Below are 16670 nucleotides of genomic sequence, written 5' to 3'. Positions count from 1 at the left end.
GCATAATCGCGTATACTCATCCCAAGACACATCAGTGAAAAGAGATGAGTATGGCGAAATATACAGTGGCCGTGGCCGGGGCCACGGGCTATGCCGGCGGTGAAGCGCTGCGCATTCTGGCCGCGCACCCCGACTTCGACATCACCTGCGTGGCAGGCCATTCCTCAGTGGGGGAGTCGATGGCCAAGCACATGCCGCATATTCCCCAACTGGCCAATCTGGTCGTCGAAGATACCACGCCCGAAGTGCTGAACGGGCATGACGTTATCATCCTCGCACTGCCGCACGGTGCTTCGGGCAAGCTCGCCTCGCAGCTCGATCCGAATGCCGTTGTTGTGGATTTGGGCGCCGACCATCGTCTCGAAGAGCAGGCCGCTTGGGATGAGTTCTACGGCGGCGATTTCTATGAGCATTGGACCTACGGCATGCCCGAGCTCATCACCGGCAAAGCCGCGGACGGCTCATACACCCGCCAGCGCGCGGCGCTTCTTGGCACCAAGCGCATCGCAGGCCCTGGCTGCAACGTCACCGCCACCACGCTGGCCCTCCAGCCCGGCATCGCCGAAGGACTGGTTGAATCGCAGGATATCGTGGCCGATCTGGTCGTCGGATACTCGGGTGCCGGCAAGAATCTCAAGCGCACCAACCTGCTTGCCGCCGAGGCCCTGCAATCCGCCCTGCCGTATTCGGTGGGCGGCAAGCACCGCCACATTCCCGAAATTCTGCAGAACTTCGCTCACGCGGCCGGCAAGAGCGCGGCCGAAGCCAGCGAATTCACGCTCGGCTTCACGCCGATTCTCGCCCCCATGTCCCGAGGCATCCTCGCCACCGTGTCCGCCCGCATGACGGACAAGGCCAAGGCACTGAGCGATGAGAAGATTCGCGCCGTATGGTCCAAGGCCTATGAAGGCCAGGACTTCATGGTGCTGCTGCCCGAGGGCACACTGCCCGCCACCGGCAACATCATCGGATCCAACGCAGCCCACCTGCAGGTCGTCGCCGACCGCAAGGCCGGCCGCATCTACGCTTTTGCCGCCATAGACAACCTCAACCGTGGCACCGCCGGACAAGCGGTCCAATCACTGAACATCGCACTCGGCCTGCCGGAAGACGCGGGCCTGACCAAGATCGGAGTAGCACCGTGAGCGTTACATTTGCACAAGGTTTCTCCGCCGCCGGCGTGGCGGCTGGTATTTCATCCGTCGAAGGCAAGAAGGACTTGGCCCTCGTGGTCAACAACGGCCCGCTCGACGCGGCTGCAGGCGTGTTCACCTCGAACCGTTTCTGCGCCGCCCCGGTGCAGTGGAGCCGTAAAGTCGTCGCCGACGGTCACGTCAAGGCCGTGATTCTGAACTCCGGCGGTGCCAACGCCTGCACCGGCGAGGCCGGTTACGCCCAGTCCGTCGCCACCGCGGAAACGGTCGCCGGTCTCATCGGCGCCGAACCGAATGATGTGGCTGTCTGCTCCACCGGTCTCATCGGTGAACTGCTGCCGTTGGACAACGTGCTGGCTGGTGCCAAGAGTGCCCATGAGGCTCTTGCCGCCACCGCCGAAGCCGGCGCCGACGCCTCCCACGCCATCATGACCACCGACACCAAGCCGAAGACGGTCGAACTGACCGGCTCCAACGGCTGGAAGATCGGCGGCATGGTCAAGGGCTCGGGCATGATTGCCCCGCAGCTGGCCACCATGCTGTGCGTCATCACCACCGATGCGGTCGTCTCCGCCGGCCAGATGCAGGCCGCACTCGCCGTGGCCGCCGAACATTCGTTCAACCGCATCGACGTGGACGGCTGCATGTCCACCAACGACACGGTCCTGCTGCTCGCCTCCGGTGCCTCCGGCGTCGAACCGGACAAGGACGAATTCAACAAGCTGGTGCGTGAGGCCTGCGCATCCCTGTCCCGCCAGATCGTCGGCGACGGCGAAGGTGCCTCCCACGACATCCGTATCACCGTCACCGGTGCCACCAGCGAAGACGCGGCACTTGCCTGTGGTCGTGCCGTCGCCGCCTCGAACCTGCTCAAGTGCGCCATCTCCGGCAACGATCCGAACTGGGGTCGCATCGTCAGCTCCCTGGGCACTGTGCTGCCTGAAGTCGCGCCTTACGATTCGAACAAGGTGACCGTGGACGTCAACGGCGTGCGCATCTGCGAGAACGGCGGTGCCGGCCGCGACCGTAGCGAGGTCGACATGACCCCGCGCGAAGTCCACATCGACATCGACCTGAACACCGGCTCGAGTGCGCAGGCCACCGTCTGGACCGACGACCTCACCCACGAATACGTCCACATCAACGCCGACTACGAAAGCTGACAAACAGCCCAGTGGGCTGTTTGTAGCAGCCGGCAGCGATAGCGTTGCCGGTGCCGCATATAACGCAAACAGCCCAGTGGGCTGTTTGTAGCAGCCGGCAGCGATAGCGTCGCCGGCGTCGCAGAAAAGAGAAAAATTGTCTACAGAATTGAAGGGACCTGGGTTCCATTTCGACGTGCACACCGATTTGCGCGCCGATCAGAAGGCAGAAGTGCTTATTGAAGCGCTGCCATGGCTGGAGGAGTTCGCCGGCCAGCGTATCGTCGTCAAATACGGCGGCAATGCCATGGTCGATGACCATCTGAAGCAGTGCTTCGCCGAAGACATGGTCTTTCTGCGTCAGGTGGGTCTACACCCGATCGTCGTGCACGGCGGCGGTCCGCAGATTTCCCACATGCTCAAGGCTCTCGGCATCAAATCCGAATTCAAAGGCGGCCTGAGGGTCACCACCCCCGAGGCCATGGATGTGGTGCGCATGGTTCTGACCGGCAAGGTGTCACGCGAACTGGTAGGCCTGATCAACGCGCACGGCCCGCTGGCCGTAGGCATGTCCGGTGAAGACGGCGGCCTGTTCTCGGCCATGCAGCGCAGGCCCGTCATCGATGGCAAGCCCACCGATATCGGCCTGGTCGGCGACGTGGTTTCCGTCGATGCCTCGGCAGTCGAGGATCTGGTGGCCGCCGGTCGTATCCCGGTCGTCTCTTCCGTGGCTCCGAACGAAGAAGATGCCACTGAAGTGCTCAACGTGAACGCTGATTCCGCCGCCGCCGCTTTGGCTGCCGCTGTGGGCGCGCACAAGCTCGTTATCTTGACTGATGTGGATGGTCTGTACGCCGATTGGCCGGATAAGAATTCTCTGATTGGCCGGATCGGTGTGGAAAACCTGCGCGATATGCTGCCGGACCTGGAATCCGGTATGCGACCCAAGATGGAGGCCTGTGTCAGGGCCATCGACGGTGGCGTGCCCCAAGCCCATGTCATCGACGGGCGCAAGCCGCATTCGATTTTGAACGAGATATTCACCTCCGCAGGCATCGGTACCATGGTTATGCCCGATGAAGGACTGGGAATGAGGAGCTCTTATGGCTACTGAGCATGAGGAAAAACTAGGTACGGAAGACAGCAAGTGGCTGGGAGAGTACTCTCAGGTCCACATGAATGTGTTCGGTACGCCGTTGCGCGTCATGGATCACGGCCAAGGTGCCCACATCTGGGATGTTGACGGTAACGAATACCTCGATTTCCTGGCAGGCATCGCCGTCAATTCCCTCGGATACGCCCACCCCAAGTGGGTCAAAGCGGTTGCCGATCAGGCTGCCAAGGTGGCTCATATCAGCAACTATTTCGCGTCCGAGCCGCAAATTGAATTGGCGTCCAAACTGGTCAAGCTGGCTGGTGCACCTGAAGGCTCCAAAGTCTACTTCGGCAACTCCGGTGCTGAAGGCAATGAAGCTGCCCTCAAGCTCGCCAAGCTGTATGGCCGCACCTTGCCTGATGCCCTGCCTTCCATCGGCGGCAAGCCCGCACGCATTCTCGCAATGACTCACGGCTTCCATGGCCGTACGATGGGTGCGCTGTCCGCCACATGGAAACCCGGTATCCGCAAGCCGTATGATCCGCTGGTGCCGAACATCGAATTCGTGCGCGCCGGCGACAAGGTCGCCCTGCACGACGCTTTTGCACAGACCGGTCTCGGTCGCTATGGCAAGGGTCCGGTGGCTGCTGTGATTCTGGAACTTATCCAAGGCGAAGCCGGCGTGCAGCCGTTGGGCGCCGATTACGTCAAGTTCGTGCGTGAACTGTGCGATATCAACCACGCGCTGCTCATCATCGATGAAGTACAGACCGGTATCGGACGTACCGGCAAGTGGTTCGCATTCCAGCGTGACGATCTGTCCGGCGGCGTGACGCCGGATATGGTGACTTTCGCCAAGGGTGTGGCAGGCGGATTCCCGATGGGCGGCATGATCGCTTTTGGCGAGAAACTTGCGGCTCTGTTCACTCCTGGTTCCCACGGCTCCACCTTTGCCGGCAATCCGCTGGGTGCGGCTGCGGGACTCGCCACTCTTGACGTGATTGAAGACGAGAATCTGGTGACCAACGCCGAAGCTCGCGGCAAACAGCTGCGCGATGGCATTATGGCCACCGGTAATCCGCTGTTCGTTTCCGTACGCGGCCGTGGTTTGCTGGACGCCGTCGAGCTCAAGCATCCCTGCTCCCACGCGGTGATGAACTACTGCCTCGAACACGGGCTCATCGTCAACGCGGTGGCTCCCAATGCGCTGCGTTTCGCACCGCCGCTGATTGTAACCGCTCAAGACGTGGATCAGGCACTTGCCATCCTCAAGGATGTGCCTACGGACCTGCCCGACGACTGATTTCTCGCCGTCACTGCCGACCCACCGATCCAAGGAGATCATCATGACCCCAGAACTTCGCCACATGCTGCGTGACGACGACCTCAACCATGAGGAGCAGAAGCAGGTGCTCGAACTTGCCATCAAGTTCCACCATGACCGCTTCTACAAGCAGCCGTTCGCCGGTCCGCAGGCCGTCGCCGTACTGTTCGACAAGCCATCCACCCGCACCCGTTCCAGCTTCTCCATCGGCGTTGCCGAGCTTGGCGGCTACCCGCTGGTCATCGACAAGTCCGGCTCCCAGCTGGGCCGTGGCGAGCCCGTGGCCGATACCGCTCGTGTGCTCGACCGCATGGCTTACGGCGTGGTGTGGCGCACCTTCGGCCAGGACCGCGTCGAAGAAATGGCCAAGTACTCCACCCATCCGGTGGTCAACGCCCTGACCGATGACTTCCATCCCTGCCAGATTCTCGCCGACTTCCAGACCATCGCCGAGCACCGAGGCGGCGTCGACAACCTGAAGAACCAGACCATCGCCTACCTCGGTGACGCGGCCAACAACATGGCCAACTCCTACCTGCTCGGCGGTGCCGTGGCCGGCATGGACGTGCGCGTGGCCGGCCCCCACGGCTACCTGCCCCGCCCGGACATCGTGGCCGACGCCAAGCGCGTCGCGGCCGAGACCGGCGGCTCCATCCTGGTCACCACCGATGCCAAGGAAGCGGTGAAGGACGCCGACTGCGTGTTCACCGACACTTGGGTCTCCATGGGCGAGGAGGCCGAATACGCCATCCGTTCCAAGCCGTTCTGGGATTACCAGGTCAACACCGAACTTATGGCATTGGCCAAGCCGGATGCGCTCTTCCAGCACTGCCTGCCCGCCTACCGCGGCAAGGAAGTCACCGCTGAAGTGATCGATGGCCCGCAGTCCGTGGTGTGGGACGAGGCCGAGAACCGTCTGCACGCACAGAAAGCGTTGCTGACTTGGTTGACCGGCAAGGCCCGTGGAGACGAAAGCCTGCTCGCATGAGTGAAACCGGTCCGTCCCTGCAGCGCCCTGCCACCAGGGCGGCGCGGCTGAGTGCCATAGAACAGGCGCTCGCCACGCATATCATCACCTCGCAATCACAGCTGTCCAAAATCCTTATCGACGAGGGCATTGCGGTGACTCAGGCGACCCTGAGCCGCGATCTTGACGAGATGCATGCGGTGAAGACCCGGCTGAAGGACGGCACGGTGGCCTACACGGTGGGTCGCAGCGTCGTTGCTTCAGAAGGTGAGGATGTAGGGGAGCGCGGTGAGGCACAGATGTCCCGCGTGCTGAACGGACTGGTCACCTCGGTGGCCGCCGCCGGGAATCTGGTTGTGGTGCACACGCCTTCCGGTGCCGCACAATACGTGGCCTCGGTGATTGACAAGCAGCCGATCGAAGGCGTGCTGGGCACCATCGCCGGAGACGACACCGTCATGGTGATTTGCACCAATGACGACACCGCCGTCTCCCGCTCCGACTGGCTGCTAAGCCTCGCTTCCAAATAACCAACACGCCGTGCATAAATATACAGTCCTCTGTATATACTTGCATCAGTTTGTTTTTCAGACCTTGAACGAAAGGGAACCAATGGCAGATAACAAGCGCATTGTTCTGGCCTACTCCGGCGGTCTTGACACCTCCGTCGCCATCTCGTACCTGAAGGAGCGCACCGGCAAGGACGTCGTGGCCGTGTCCCTCGATGTCGGCCAAGGTGGTGAAAGCCTTGAGACCATCAAGCAGCGCGCCCTCGCCTGCGGTGCCGTTGAATCCTACGTGGTCGACGCCCGTGACGAGTTCGCCAACGAATATTGCATGAAGGCCCTCAAGGCCAACGCCATGTACGAAGGCGTCTACCCGCTGGTCTCCGCCATCTCCCGTCCGCTGATCTCCAAGCACCTCGTGCGCGCCGCCCACCAGTTCGGTGCCGACACCATCTCCCACGGTTGCACCGGCAAGGGTAACGACCAGGTTCGTTTCGAGGTCTCCATTGCCTCCATTGACCCGACGCTGAAGGCCATCAGCCCGATTCGTGACCTGTCCCTGACCCGCGATGTCGAGATCGCGTTCGCCAAGGAGCACAAGTTGCCGATCACCCAGACCGAGAAGTCCCCGTACTCCATCGACCAGAACGTATGGGGCCGCGCCATTGAGACCGGCTTCCTTGAGGATCCGTGGAACGGCCCGACCAAGGACTGCTACTCCTACACCGACGACCCGGCCTTCCCGCCGGTCGAAGATGAAGTCGTCATCGAGTTCAAGGAAGGTGTGCCGGTCAAGATCGACGGACGTGACGTCACCCCGCTGCAGGCCATCGAAGAGATGAACCGCCGCGCCGGAGCCCAGGGCATCGGCCGCATCGACCTCATCGAGGACCGCCTGGTCGGCATCAAGTCCCGCGAGCTGTACGAGGCGCCGGGCGCCGTGGCCCTGATCACCGCGCATCAGGAACTCGAGAACTGCTGCCTCGAACGCGAACAGCACCGCATCAAGCGCGACATCGACAAGCGCTGGGGCGAGCTGGTCTACGACGCGCAGTGGTTCTCCCCGGCAACCCAGTCGCTCAACGCGTTCATCGAGGACACCCAGAAGTACGTGTCCGGTGAGATTCGCATGGTCCTGCACGGCGGTCGCGCCGTCGTGACCGGCCGTCGTTCCGACTCCTCGCTGTACGACTACAAGCTCGCCACCTACGATTCCGGCGATACCTTCGACCAGAAGTCCTCCAACGGCTTCATCGACATCTACGGTCTGCCGTCCCGCGTGGCCGCAGCGCGCGACGTCAAGTTCGGCAACGGCATCGAGGTCCCGAAGAACACCGTCGAGTGATTCTTACTCAGTCGCCCCCGCTGCGAGGCTGTCGGCATAGCTGACTGGGAGTGGTCTTTGAAAGGACTGTCCTCAGTCACACTCCATGTGACAGCCCTCGCCAGCGGGGGCAACTGTATGTTTGAACACATTGCTACGCTTAAACACAGCTATTTTCACTTTTCAAGGAGCCTTCATGACTGAGAACAACGAACATCTGGCCCTGTGGGGTGGTCGCTTTACGTCTGGTCCGTCGCCGGAACTGGCCCGACTGTCCAAGTCCACGCAGTTCGACTGGCGCTTGGCCGACGACGATATCGCCGGTTCGCGCGCCCACGCCCGTGCTCTCGGCCGTGCGGGACTCCTGACCGCCGACGAGCTGCAGCGCATGGAGGATGCGCTCGACACGCTCCAGCGCCACGTCGATGACGGCTCCTTCGCCCCCATCGAAGACGATGAGGACGAGGCCACCGCCCTCGAACGCGGACTGATTGACATTGCCGGCGACGAACTCGGCGGCAAGCTCAGGGCCGGCCGTTCCCGCAACGACCAGATCGCCTGCCTGATTCGTATGTGGCTGCGCCGCCACTCCCGCGTAATCGCCGGACTCCTGCTTGACCTCGTCAACGCCCTGATCGAGCAAAGCGAAAAGGCCGGCCGCACCGTGATGCCTGGCCGCACCCACATGCAGCACGCCCAGCCCGTGCTGCTCGCGCACCAGCTCATGGCCCACGCTTGGCCGCTGATCCGCGACGTGCAGCGACTGATCGACTGGGACAAGCGCATCAACGCCTCCCCGTACGGCTCCGGCGCGCTGGCCGGCAACACGCTCGGCCTCGACCCGGAGGCCGTGGCGCGTGAGCTCGGCTTCTCCCGCGTGACCGACAACTCCATCGATGGCACCGCCGCACGTGATCTCGTGGCCGAATTCGCGTTCGTGGCCGCCATGACCGGCGTGGACATCTCCCGCCTGTCCGAGGAGATCATCATCTGGAACACCCAGGAGTTCGCCTTCGTCAAGCTCGACGACGGCTATTCCACCGGCTCCTCCATCATGCCGCAGAAGAAGAACCCGGACATCGCCGAGCTCGCCCGCGGCAAGTCCGGCCGACTCATCGGCGATCTGACCGGTCTGCTGGCCACCCTGAAGGGCCTGCCCACCGCCTACGCTCGCGATCTGCAGGAAGACAAGGAGGCCGTGTTCGACCAGGTCGATACGCTCGAAGTGCTGCTGCCCGCCTTCACCGGCATGGTCAAGACCATGCACTTCGACGGCGACCGCCTGGAAGAGGAAGCTCCGACCGGCTTCGCGCTGGCCACCGACATCGCCGAATGGCTCGTCAAGAACGGTGTGCCGTTCCGCCACGCGCACGAGCTCTCTGGTGCCTGCGTCAAGCTCGCCGAAGGCCGCGGCCAGGAACTGTGGGATCTGACCGACAATGACTTCATCGAGACCTTCGCCGCGTTCCTGCCGGCCGACAAGGCTCCGGGAGTACGCGAAGTGCTCTCCAGCCACGGTTCGGTCGACTCCCGCAACGGCAAGGGCGGCACCGCTTACGGTCGCGTGCGCGAGCAGATCGCCGACGCCAAGGCCGAGGTCGAAGAACTCAAGCTCTTCCCCGCATCCACGTCGGATGGCTCCGCCTACAAAGCCCCCGGCACGTTCTAGTCCCAATAGAGCTCCCTCGTCAGAGGGAGCTCTATTTTGCTGTTGTCACTGCAACGGCATACACTGAGAAATCGTAACGAACGGGAGCCGTGAGGCTGAGAGGAAGTTGCCAGACTTCGACCGGGGAACTTGACGCGGGTCATGCCGCCGTAAGGAATCGTTGTTGCAGATTTGCCGGGTTCTCCAATACAGCTTTCATTCCGTTTGCATAATTCAGCCGTGAGACGGTCGTGATGGAGCCAATACATCACAACGGTCGAACGGTCGCATGATTGGGTTCATGAATGGGCGCACCACTTAAGGTACGGTTCGTTTCGTGCACCCTTTTTTACTATCTGAAAGGATATTATGCAGGTCAACGGAGAGCAGGTCACGCTCGAGACGCCGGTCAGCGTCGCCGATTATCTCGAAGCGCGCGGATTCCGCGCCGAGCGTGTGGCCATCGAACTCAATGGTGAGATTATCCCGCGCGATAAGCGTGCCGACGCCATGCTCGACGACCAGTGCGTCATGGAAATTGTGCAGTTTGTACAGGGTGGATGAAAGGAAAAGCTATGAGCAATATTAATCCGGTTACTGAAGCATCTGTTGAGGCGACTCCGCTGCCGCCGCAGCCCGCCGTCACCAATCCGGTCGGCACCGCCGCGCCGATTCTCCCGGTGAAAGACAAGCCGCTGAACTTGGGCGGTCACGAGTTCCAGTCGCGATTCATCCTGGGCTCCGGCCGCTACGACCTGAACCTCATCAAGGCCACGGTCGAACATGCCGGCACGCAGATCGTCACCATGGCACTGCGCCGCGCGCAGACCACCGAGAACAGCGTGCTCGACTACATTCCCGAAGGCATTACGCTGCTGCCCAACACCTCCGGCGCGCGCAACGCCGAGGAAGCCGTGCGTATCGCCCGACTGGCACGCGAAGTGTGCCACACCGACTTCGTCAAGGTCGAAATCGAACACGAGACCAAGTACCTCTTGCCGGACAACGCCGAAACCATCCGAGCCACCGAGATGCTGGCCAAGGAAGGCTTCGTGGTCATGCCCTACATGTTCCCGGACCCGATTGCGGCCCGTCAGCTGGAGGAGGCCGGTGCCGCTGCCGTTATGCCGCTCGGTTCGTTGATCGGCTCCAATATGGGCCTGCGCATGCGTGACTTCATCGAAATCATTATCGCCAACGCGCATGTGCCGGTCATCATCGACGCTGGTATCGGCCGTCCGAGCCAGGCCTGCGATGCGATGGAGATGGGTGCGGATGCGGTGATGGCGTACACGGCCATTGCCTCTGCCGGCAATATCCCCCTGATGGCTGAGGCGTTCAAGCACGCCATCGATGCCGGCCGTGCGGCGTATTTGTCTGGCCTTGGCAAGGTGACCGAGGGACAGGCTGTGCCGTCCAGCCCGACTACGGGGTATTTGCACTGACACTTTTATTAGCTCCCCCTCTCTGAGGGGAGCTGGCCGCGTAGCGGACTGAGGGGAGCTGGAAACATGGAGAAAACATGGCATTGACTGATGAACAGGTGGAGCGGTACGCGCGCCATCTGATTTTGAAGGGGCTGGGCGTCAAAGGGCAGAAGCGGTTGTTGGCCTCCAGCGTGCTCATCATCGGAGCGGGCGGGCTTGGTTCTCCGGCCGCCCTGTATCTGGCGGCGGCCGGCGTCGGCCATATCGGACTGGTGGACGGCGATGTGGTGGATATGAGCAATCTGCAACGCCAAATCATCCATACCACCGCACGTGTCGGAGCGCCCAAAGTGGAATCCGCGGCCACAGCCATCCGCGCGCTCAACCCGGATGTGACGGTCGACACCTACTACGAGCTCGTCGACGCGAGCAACATCGCCGGCCTCATCAAACCGTACGATCTGGTGATCGATGCCACCGACAACTTCGCCGCAAAATTCCTCATCAATGACGCCTGCGTGCTGGCCGGCAAGCCGTACATCCATGCCGGAGTGGTCGGATTCGCCGGTCAGGTGATGACCGTCATTCCCGGCGAAGGCCCCTGCTACCGCTGCATCTTCCGCGACATGCCCGCCGCCGGTGAGATTCCGACCTGCAAGGAGGCCGGCGTGCTGGGCGCGGTGGTCGGTGTGATCGGCAGTCTGGAAGCCACCGAAGCCGTGAAGTTGATTGCCGGCGTGGGGGAGCCGTTGGTGGGGCGCATGCTCACCGTGGATGCGCTGACCATGAATATTCGACGGGTCCCACTGCCAAAGCATGTGCCGGATTGCCCGGTGTGCGGTGAGCAGCCGACCATTACTGCTATTGATCCGGCCAACTATATTCAGCCGGCCTGCGCGATTTAGAGCTATGTGGCTCCCCTCCTTGAGGGGAGCCAAGATCAGAACGAGAGGGGAAGAACATGCCTATTGCCTTGCATAATGCGGTCGTTGACGATGAGAGCAGTGAATCATCGTACCGCCGCATCACGCCGGCGGAATTTGCCAAGCTCGACCCGAATACGGTCACGCTGCTCGACTTGAGGGAACCAGCCGACTTCGCCGCCCACCCGGTCGAAGGTGCCATCAATGCACCACTCGACCCTCTGGCCCATGTGCTCAAAACCGTGCCCACAGATCGAACTGTCGTAGTCTATTGTGCTCAAGGATGGTGGAGCGAGGAAGTAGCTGAAATCCTTGCCGATCGCGGTTACGATGTAGCAAGCCTAGATGGCGGTTTTCAGGGTTATCTCGACTATCTTGAAACCCACCACGATTAACGGTTCCCGTTGTCGTTCTTTTGGATGAGTGTGCACGGACATACGTGTGCCCTACAATCGGTCACGGTATTACTCGATGGATTCTTGAATATCGTCGGGTAATCGTAATTCACAACAAGGGATTGCACTGAACCAACCCGAACGGAGGGTCGAAACCGTGGGACATCTGCTCACCCGAACGCAGATTCAACGCCTGGTCGCCAAGCACGGCCGTGAGGTCATCGAGCATCGCCACATGCAGATCGAACGCTGCTACTACCAGCACGGCAACGTCACCACGTTCGAACATTCCGTGCGTGTCGCCTGCCTGGCTGTGTGGATGGCCGACCGCGCGCACCTGTGGTACCGCGTCGACCTCAAATCCCTGATTCGCGCGGCCCTCCTGCACGATTACTTCCTGTACGACTGGCACGACTGGGATAACGGCGAACACCAGTGGCATGGCTTCACCCATGGCCACGCCGCCCTGGCCAATGCCCTGAAGGACTTCAAGCTCAACGATATCGAACGCAACAGCATCGAGAACCACATGTTCCCGATGACCCTGGTGCCGCCGCGCTATATCGAAGGCTATCTGGTCACCTTGGCGGACAAATGCTCCGCCACCGCCGAGACCTTCTCGTTCGACCGGTTCAACAAGCGCGCGTTGCCCGCCGCGAAGCCTTACGCCGAGATCGAAGCCCGTCGATGATCACCACACTCGAACATTATTTCCTCTGGTTTCTGTTCTACAGTTTCGTCGGCTGGATGTACGAGTCCATTCTCGTCTCCTGCCAACAGCACCGCTTGGTCAACCGAGGGTTCCTCAACGGCCCGCTGTGCCCGATCTACGGCACCGGCGCGATACTCGGCGTCGCCATTCTCGGCAACGTACATAACCCGATCATCATCTTCCTGATTTCGATGGTGGGCGCCACGATACTCGAATACACAACCTCATGGGTCATGGAGCAGCTGTTCCACGCCCGCTGGTGGGATTACTCGAACTTCCGCTTCAACCTCCAAGGCCGCGTCTGCCTGCTGGGCGCGTTGATTTTCGGCCTCGGCGGCGTGGGCGTGGTACTTGGTTCGCAGCCATATGTCGAGCGGGTCACGGATATGATTCCGCTGCCGATGCTGCATACGCTGGTCACGGTACTGGCCCTGATCACCATCATCGACTTGGCGGTCACGGTTGCGGGCATGCTCGGATTCGAGCAGGTGCTCGATTCCGTCGCTCAGGTGGTGCAGGATGTGGCGGCACGCGCCGGTGACACGTGGCAGCGGGGCTCCAGTGCGGTATCCGACAGGATGCGTGAGCTTTCGCAGGATACGGTTGAGCGTCTGCGCTGGGCCGTCAATGGCGTCATCAACGCACAGCAGAAGCGTATGCTCAAGTCCTTCCCGAAGTTCCAGGTGCCGGATCGTCAGGACATCATCGACTCTTTGCGCGAACTTATGGGCCCGCGCCGCTAGAATAAGGCGTTTTACTGAATCGCGCGGCTCGGCTGGTGTTCGGCACTGTCGCCATGTTCTGCGAAACTTGACTGTGCCCAATTGGGCAGTCTCATTCACAATTCGATAGGGAGAAGCGACAAGCTATGGCTCACGTCACCGACTTCAAGGAAGCGGGTTTCAACACCCTGCTTGAGGAACTGGAATGGCGCGGGTTGATTTCCCAGTCCACGGACCGGGATCGACTCGCAGAAGCACTGAACGGCGAGCCCATCACCTATTATTGCGGCTTCGACCCCACCGCTGCATCGTTGCATATCGGCAACCTCGTGCAGCTCATCAACATGCGTCACCTGCAGCTTGCGGGCCATCATCCAATCGCCCTGGTCGGCGGCGCCACCGGACTCATCGGCGACCCGCGCCAGTCCGGCGAACGCACGCTCAACCCGAAGGACGTGGTGGCCGGCTGGGCCGATCGTCTGAAGAACCAGATCGGCGGCATTCTGGACACCGAAGGCGCGAACGCCGTACGTTTCGTGTCCAATTACGATTGGACCGCCTCGATGACCGTCATCGACTTCCTGCGTGACGTCGGCAAGAACTTCCGTCTGGGCACCATGCTCGCCAAGGACACGGTCGCCCGCCGCCTGAACTCTGAGGAAGGCATCTCCTTCACCGAGTTCAGCTACCAGGTGCTGCAGGGCAACGACTTCCTCCACCTGTTTGACGAATACCACTGCACGCTGGAACTCGGCGGCTCCGACCAGTGGGGCAACCTCACCTCCGGTCTGGACCTGATCCACAAGGTGCGCGGTGTGGACGTCAATGTGTTCACCAGCCCGATCATCACTGATGCTTCCGGCAAGAAGTTCGGCAAGTCCGAGGGCAACGCCGTCTGGCTCGACGCCACGATGCTCAGCCCGTACAAGTTCTACCAGTTCTGGATCAACCGCCCGGACGTGGAGATGGAAAGCCTGCTGAAGGCGTTCACCTTCCTGCCCAAGGCCGAAATCGAACGACTGGTCGAGGAATCCAAGACCAACCCCGGCAAGCGCGAGGCCCAGAAGACCCTCGCCTGGGAGGTCACCAGCTTCGTGCATGGCGAGGCCGCTACCCAGGCTGCCATCGATGCTTCCGGTGCGCTGTTCGGCCGCGGTGGCAACCTCGAAGACATCGACGAGGAAACGCTGGAATCCGTGCTCGACGGCTTCAAGGTGGTCGACGAGAACGGCGAGCACGTCTTCCCCGTCTCCAAGCCGGGCGATCGCGTAATCGACGCCGCCCAGGCTGCCGGACTGTTCAAGTCCGCTTCCGAGGCACGCCGCGCCATCAAGTCCGGTGGCGTGTATCTCAACAACAACCGTATCGAGGATGAGGAGCAGGTGCTGGCCGAAGCCGACTTCCTGGCAGGCCGCTTCGCGCTCATCCGTCGTGGCAAGAAGGCGCTCGGCGCCGTGGAAAACCGTTAATCAACAACGAATTAAGGAAAACAAGTAATGGCAGAAGGTAACGAGCGTTCCGGCAAGTCCTACGGCGGCGGCCATAAGGGGTATGGCGATCGCCGACCGGGCAACCGCGGCGGCAAGGGTTTCAAGCCGCGCGGCAAGGGCGGTTTCAAGCCGCGTCATGACGGTGAGGGCTTCAAGCCGCGTCGCCGTGAGGATGGCGAGGGCTACGCGCCGCGCCGCGACGGCGATGGCGAAGGCGGCTACCGCAAGTCGTACGGCAAGTCCGGCGGCTTCCACAAGGGCGGTTACCGCGGCAATGGTCCGCGCCGTGACGGCGAAGGCTTCAAGCCGCGCCGCGAAGGCGGCTACCGTTCCCACGAAGGCGAGAACGGCGAGAATCCGCGCTACCAGCACCGTGATAACGATCGTCGTGATTTCCGCCGCGACGACCGCCGTGACTTCCACCGCGATGGTGAGCGTCGCAACTTCCGCCGCGACGACGACCGCCGAGATTTCCGTAGGGACGACCGTCGCGATGGGGACCGTCGTGATTTCCGTCGTGACAATGACCGTCGTGACTTCCGTCGTGACAATGACCGTCGTGACTTCCGTCGCGATGACCGCAGGGATAACGATCGCCGTGATTTCCACCGCGATGGTGAGCGTCGCAACTTCCGTCGCGACGACGATCGCCGTGATGGCGACCGCCGCAACTTCCGCAGGGACGACCGCCGCGATGATCGTCGTGACTTCCGCCGTGACGATCGCCGCGACAACAACCGTCGTGACGGCGAATTCCGCGAGTTTTCGCAGGAAGAGAAGCGCCAGTACCGTGAGGAGAAGCGCTCTGAATACATGAGGCGTCCGCGCCGTAACTCCGACGGCACGATGAGCTTCCCCTCGCAGAACCCGTACACCGACCGTCGTCCCGACGAGCCCAAGATGCCCAAGGGCATGGAATGGTCGATGCTGTCCAAGGATGAGCGCGAACGTCTGCGCGGCCTGTCCAAGGAGCATGCGGAGAACATTGGTCTGCACATCCTCGCCGCTTTCGCGCTGGAGGAGAGCGATCCCGAACTTGCCTTGGAGCACGCCAAGTGGGTGGCCCGTCAGGCCTCCCGCATCGACTTTGCCCGCGAGACGCTCGCGTTCGTGGCCTACCGTCAGGGCGACTACAAGCTGGCCCTGCGTGAGTTCCGTACCGCCTACCGTATGAACGGCTTCCTCGACTACCTGCCGTTCATCGCTGACTGCGAGCGTGGTGTCGGTGAACCGAAGAAGGCCGTGGAACTGGCGCTGTCCGATGAGGGCAAGCAGCTGCATGGCGCTCCCAAGGTCGAGATGTTCCTGGTGTATGCCGGTGCCCTTGGCGATTTGGAGATGTGGGACAAGGCCATTGAAGTGGTTCATACCGTCGGCCGCTCTCAGGGTCTGCCGGGTGAGTACCGTATGCGTGCCGTGCAGGCCGAGCAGTACTTCCTTGAAGAGGCCGGCCGCAGCAAGGAAGCCGAGCAGCTTAATGACCTGCTGGACCGTCTTGAGGATCAGTATGCCGACGAGGAGATTGACGAAAACAGCGACGACGTGGTGATTGACCACGATCTCGAAGACATCACCGACGACTCCGACGTGCTCGAGAAGCTCGGCATCGATCCGGACGAGGCGCAGTACGCCCCGGATCTGGAGCAGGAATACGGCGATGAGGACGACGAGGCTGAAGACGGCGATGCCGAGTCTGATGAGGCCGATGTCGAAAATGCTGAGTCCGAGGATGCATCGGAAGAATCTGAGGAATCTGAAGCTGAGGAGTCTTCCGAGTCCGCTGACGATGCCGTTGAACCGGCTGAGTCCGACGAGACCGAGACCGAAACCGAGGAGTGAG

The 16670-nt window shown here is 61.7% G+C and carries 16 protein-coding genes and 1 riboswitch; all 16 genes read left to right on the top strand.

Translation table 11 applies throughout. The features are described from left to right. Positions 1–50: 50 nt before the first annotated feature. The 16 genes from argC to MMB48_RS08035 all read left to right on the top strand — a co-directional run bounded on the left by argC (position 51) and on the right by MMB48_RS08035 (position 16669). On the top strand, positions 51–1145 hold the full coding sequence (gene argC / locus MMB48_RS08110; protein WP_032744408.1) for an N-acetyl-gamma-glutamyl-phosphate reductase: 1095 nt from the start codon (positions 51–53) through the stop codon (positions 1143–1145). After that, on the top strand, positions 1142–2317 hold the full coding sequence (gene argJ / locus MMB48_RS08105; RefSeq protein WP_032744407.1) for a bifunctional glutamate N-acetyltransferase/amino-acid acetyltransferase ArgJ: 1176 nt from the start codon (positions 1142–1144) through the stop codon (positions 2315–2317). The genes argC and argJ overlap by 4 nt, the downstream gene beginning before the upstream one ends. Positions 2318–2453: 136 nt before the next feature. Then, a complete protein-coding gene (gene argB, locus MMB48_RS08100) occupies positions 2454–3410 on the top strand; it encodes an acetylglutamate kinase (RefSeq protein ID WP_032744406.1) in 957 nt (318 codons plus the stop codon). Further along, positions 3400–4695, top strand: a complete 1296-nt coding sequence (locus MMB48_RS08095; protein ID WP_012578165.1) for an acetylornithine transaminase — start codon at positions 3400–3402, stop codon at positions 4693–4695. Before argB ends, MMB48_RS08095 begins: the two co-directional genes overlap by 11 nt. A 43-nt stretch (positions 4696–4738) precedes the next feature. Further along, positions 4739–5704: an ornithine carbamoyltransferase gene (argF, locus tag MMB48_RS08090; RefSeq protein ID WP_012578164.1), complete on the top strand. Its 966-nt coding sequence runs from the start codon at positions 4739–4741 to the stop codon at positions 5702–5704. Next, positions 5701–6213: an arginine repressor gene (locus tag MMB48_RS08085; RefSeq protein WP_013411018.1), complete on the top strand. Its 513-nt coding sequence runs from the start codon at positions 5701–5703 to the stop codon at positions 6211–6213. The genes argF and MMB48_RS08085 overlap by 4 nt, the downstream gene beginning before the upstream one ends. 82 nt (positions 6214–6295) lie before the next feature. Next, positions 6296–7534, top strand: coding sequence for an argininosuccinate synthase (locus MMB48_RS08080; protein WP_012578162.1), 1239 nt, complete (start codon positions 6296–6298; stop codon positions 7532–7534). Between the two features lie 175 nt (positions 7535–7709). Then, positions 7710–9182, top strand: coding sequence for an argininosuccinate lyase (argH, locus tag MMB48_RS08075; protein ID WP_032744405.1), 1473 nt, complete (start codon positions 7710–7712; stop codon positions 9180–9182). A 70-nt stretch (positions 9183–9252) separates the two neighbouring features. Next, positions 9253–9356: riboswitch (TPP riboswitch) on the top strand. Between the two features lie 174 nt (positions 9357–9530). Further along, complete coding sequence (gene thiS / locus MMB48_RS08070) at positions 9531–9725, top strand: sulfur carrier protein ThiS (RefSeq protein WP_032744404.1); 195 nt, start codon at positions 9531–9533, stop codon at positions 9723–9725. Between the two features lie 11 nt (positions 9726–9736). Beyond that, positions 9737–10606: a thiazole synthase gene (locus tag MMB48_RS08065; protein WP_080714797.1), complete on the top strand. Its 870-nt coding sequence runs from the start codon at positions 9737–9739 to the stop codon at positions 10604–10606. A 77-nt stretch (positions 10607–10683) separates the two neighbouring features. Then, on the top strand, positions 10684–11493 hold the full coding sequence (thiF, locus tag MMB48_RS08060; protein WP_032744403.1) for a thiazole biosynthesis adenylyltransferase ThiF: 810 nt from the start codon (positions 10684–10686) through the stop codon (positions 11491–11493). A gap of 56 nt (positions 11494–11549) precedes the next feature. Next, the gene (locus MMB48_RS08055) at positions 11550–11906 is read left to right on the top strand and encodes a rhodanese-like domain-containing protein (RefSeq protein ID WP_032744402.1); all 357 of its coding nucleotides are present in this window, start codon (positions 11550–11552) and stop codon (positions 11904–11906) included. A gap of 157 nt (positions 11907–12063) precedes the next feature. Then, positions 12064–12597 (top strand): HD domain-containing protein, encoded by a 534-nt coding sequence (locus MMB48_RS08050; protein ID WP_080714796.1) that lies wholly within the window; start codon positions 12064–12066, stop codon positions 12595–12597. Continuing rightward, positions 12594–13361: a putative ABC transporter permease gene (locus MMB48_RS08045; RefSeq protein ID WP_032744401.1), complete on the top strand. Its 768-nt coding sequence runs from the start codon at positions 12594–12596 to the stop codon at positions 13359–13361. Before MMB48_RS08050 ends, MMB48_RS08045 begins: the two co-directional genes overlap by 4 nt. A 125-nt stretch (positions 13362–13486) precedes the next feature. Next, positions 13487–14809, top strand: a complete 1323-nt coding sequence (gene tyrS, locus MMB48_RS08040; protein ID WP_007051155.1) for a tyrosine--tRNA ligase — start codon at positions 13487–13489, stop codon at positions 14807–14809. 27 nt (positions 14810–14836) lie between these two features. Then, positions 14837–16669 (top strand): tetratricopeptide repeat protein, encoded by a 1833-nt coding sequence (locus MMB48_RS08035; RefSeq protein ID WP_032744400.1) that lies wholly within the window; start codon positions 14837–14839, stop codon positions 16667–16669. The last annotated feature ends 1 nt before the right edge of the window (position 16670 follow it).

This window comes from Bifidobacterium sp. FKU (assembly GCF_026016385.1).
Taxonomy (GTDB): domain Bacteria; phylum Actinomycetota; class Actinomycetes; order Actinomycetales; family Bifidobacteriaceae; genus Bifidobacterium; species Bifidobacterium infantis.
The sequence above is the reverse complement of the archived record's forward strand: the minus strand, read 5'-3'. Positions and strand labels throughout refer to the sequence as shown.

Excerpts from the sequence above, each read along its gene's own strand:
- argC (WP_032744408.1), top strand. The coding sequence starts at position 51 with ATGGCGAAATATACAGTGGCCGTGGCCGGGGCCACGGGCTATGCCGGC.
- MMB48_RS08095 (WP_012578165.1), top strand. The coding sequence starts at position 3,400 with ATGGCTACTGAGCATGAGGAAAAACTAGGTACGGAAGACAGCAAGTGG.
- argF (WP_012578164.1), top strand. The coding sequence starts at position 4,739 with ATGACCCCAGAACTTCGCCACATGCTGCGTGACGACGACCTCAACCAT.
- MMB48_RS08085 (WP_013411018.1), top strand. The coding sequence starts at position 5,701 with ATGAGTGAAACCGGTCCGTCCCTGCAGCGCCCTGCCACCAGGGCGGCG.
- MMB48_RS08080 (WP_012578162.1), top strand. The coding sequence starts at position 6,296 with ATGGCAGATAACAAGCGCATTGTTCTGGCCTACTCCGGCGGTCTTGAC.
- argH (WP_032744405.1), top strand. The coding sequence starts at position 7,710 with ATGACTGAGAACAACGAACATCTGGCCCTGTGGGGTGGTCGCTTTACG.
- thiS (WP_032744404.1), top strand. The coding sequence starts at position 9,531 with ATGCAGGTCAACGGAGAGCAGGTCACGCTCGAGACGCCGGTCAGCGTC.
- MMB48_RS08065 (WP_080714797.1), top strand. The coding sequence starts at position 9,737 with ATGAGCAATATTAATCCGGTTACTGAAGCATCTGTTGAGGCGACTCCG.
- thiF (WP_032744403.1), top strand. The coding sequence starts at position 10,684 with ATGGCATTGACTGATGAACAGGTGGAGCGGTACGCGCGCCATCTGATT.
- MMB48_RS08055 (WP_032744402.1), top strand. The coding sequence starts at position 11,550 with ATGCCTATTGCCTTGCATAATGCGGTCGTTGACGATGAGAGCAGTGAA.
- MMB48_RS08045 (WP_032744401.1), top strand. The coding sequence starts at position 12,594 with ATGATCACCACACTCGAACATTATTTCCTCTGGTTTCTGTTCTACAGT.
- tyrS (WP_007051155.1), top strand. The coding sequence starts at position 13,487 with ATGGCTCACGTCACCGACTTCAAGGAAGCGGGTTTCAACACCCTGCTT.
- MMB48_RS08035 (WP_032744400.1), top strand. The coding sequence starts at position 14,837 with ATGGCAGAAGGTAACGAGCGTTCCGGCAAGTCCTACGGCGGCGGCCAT.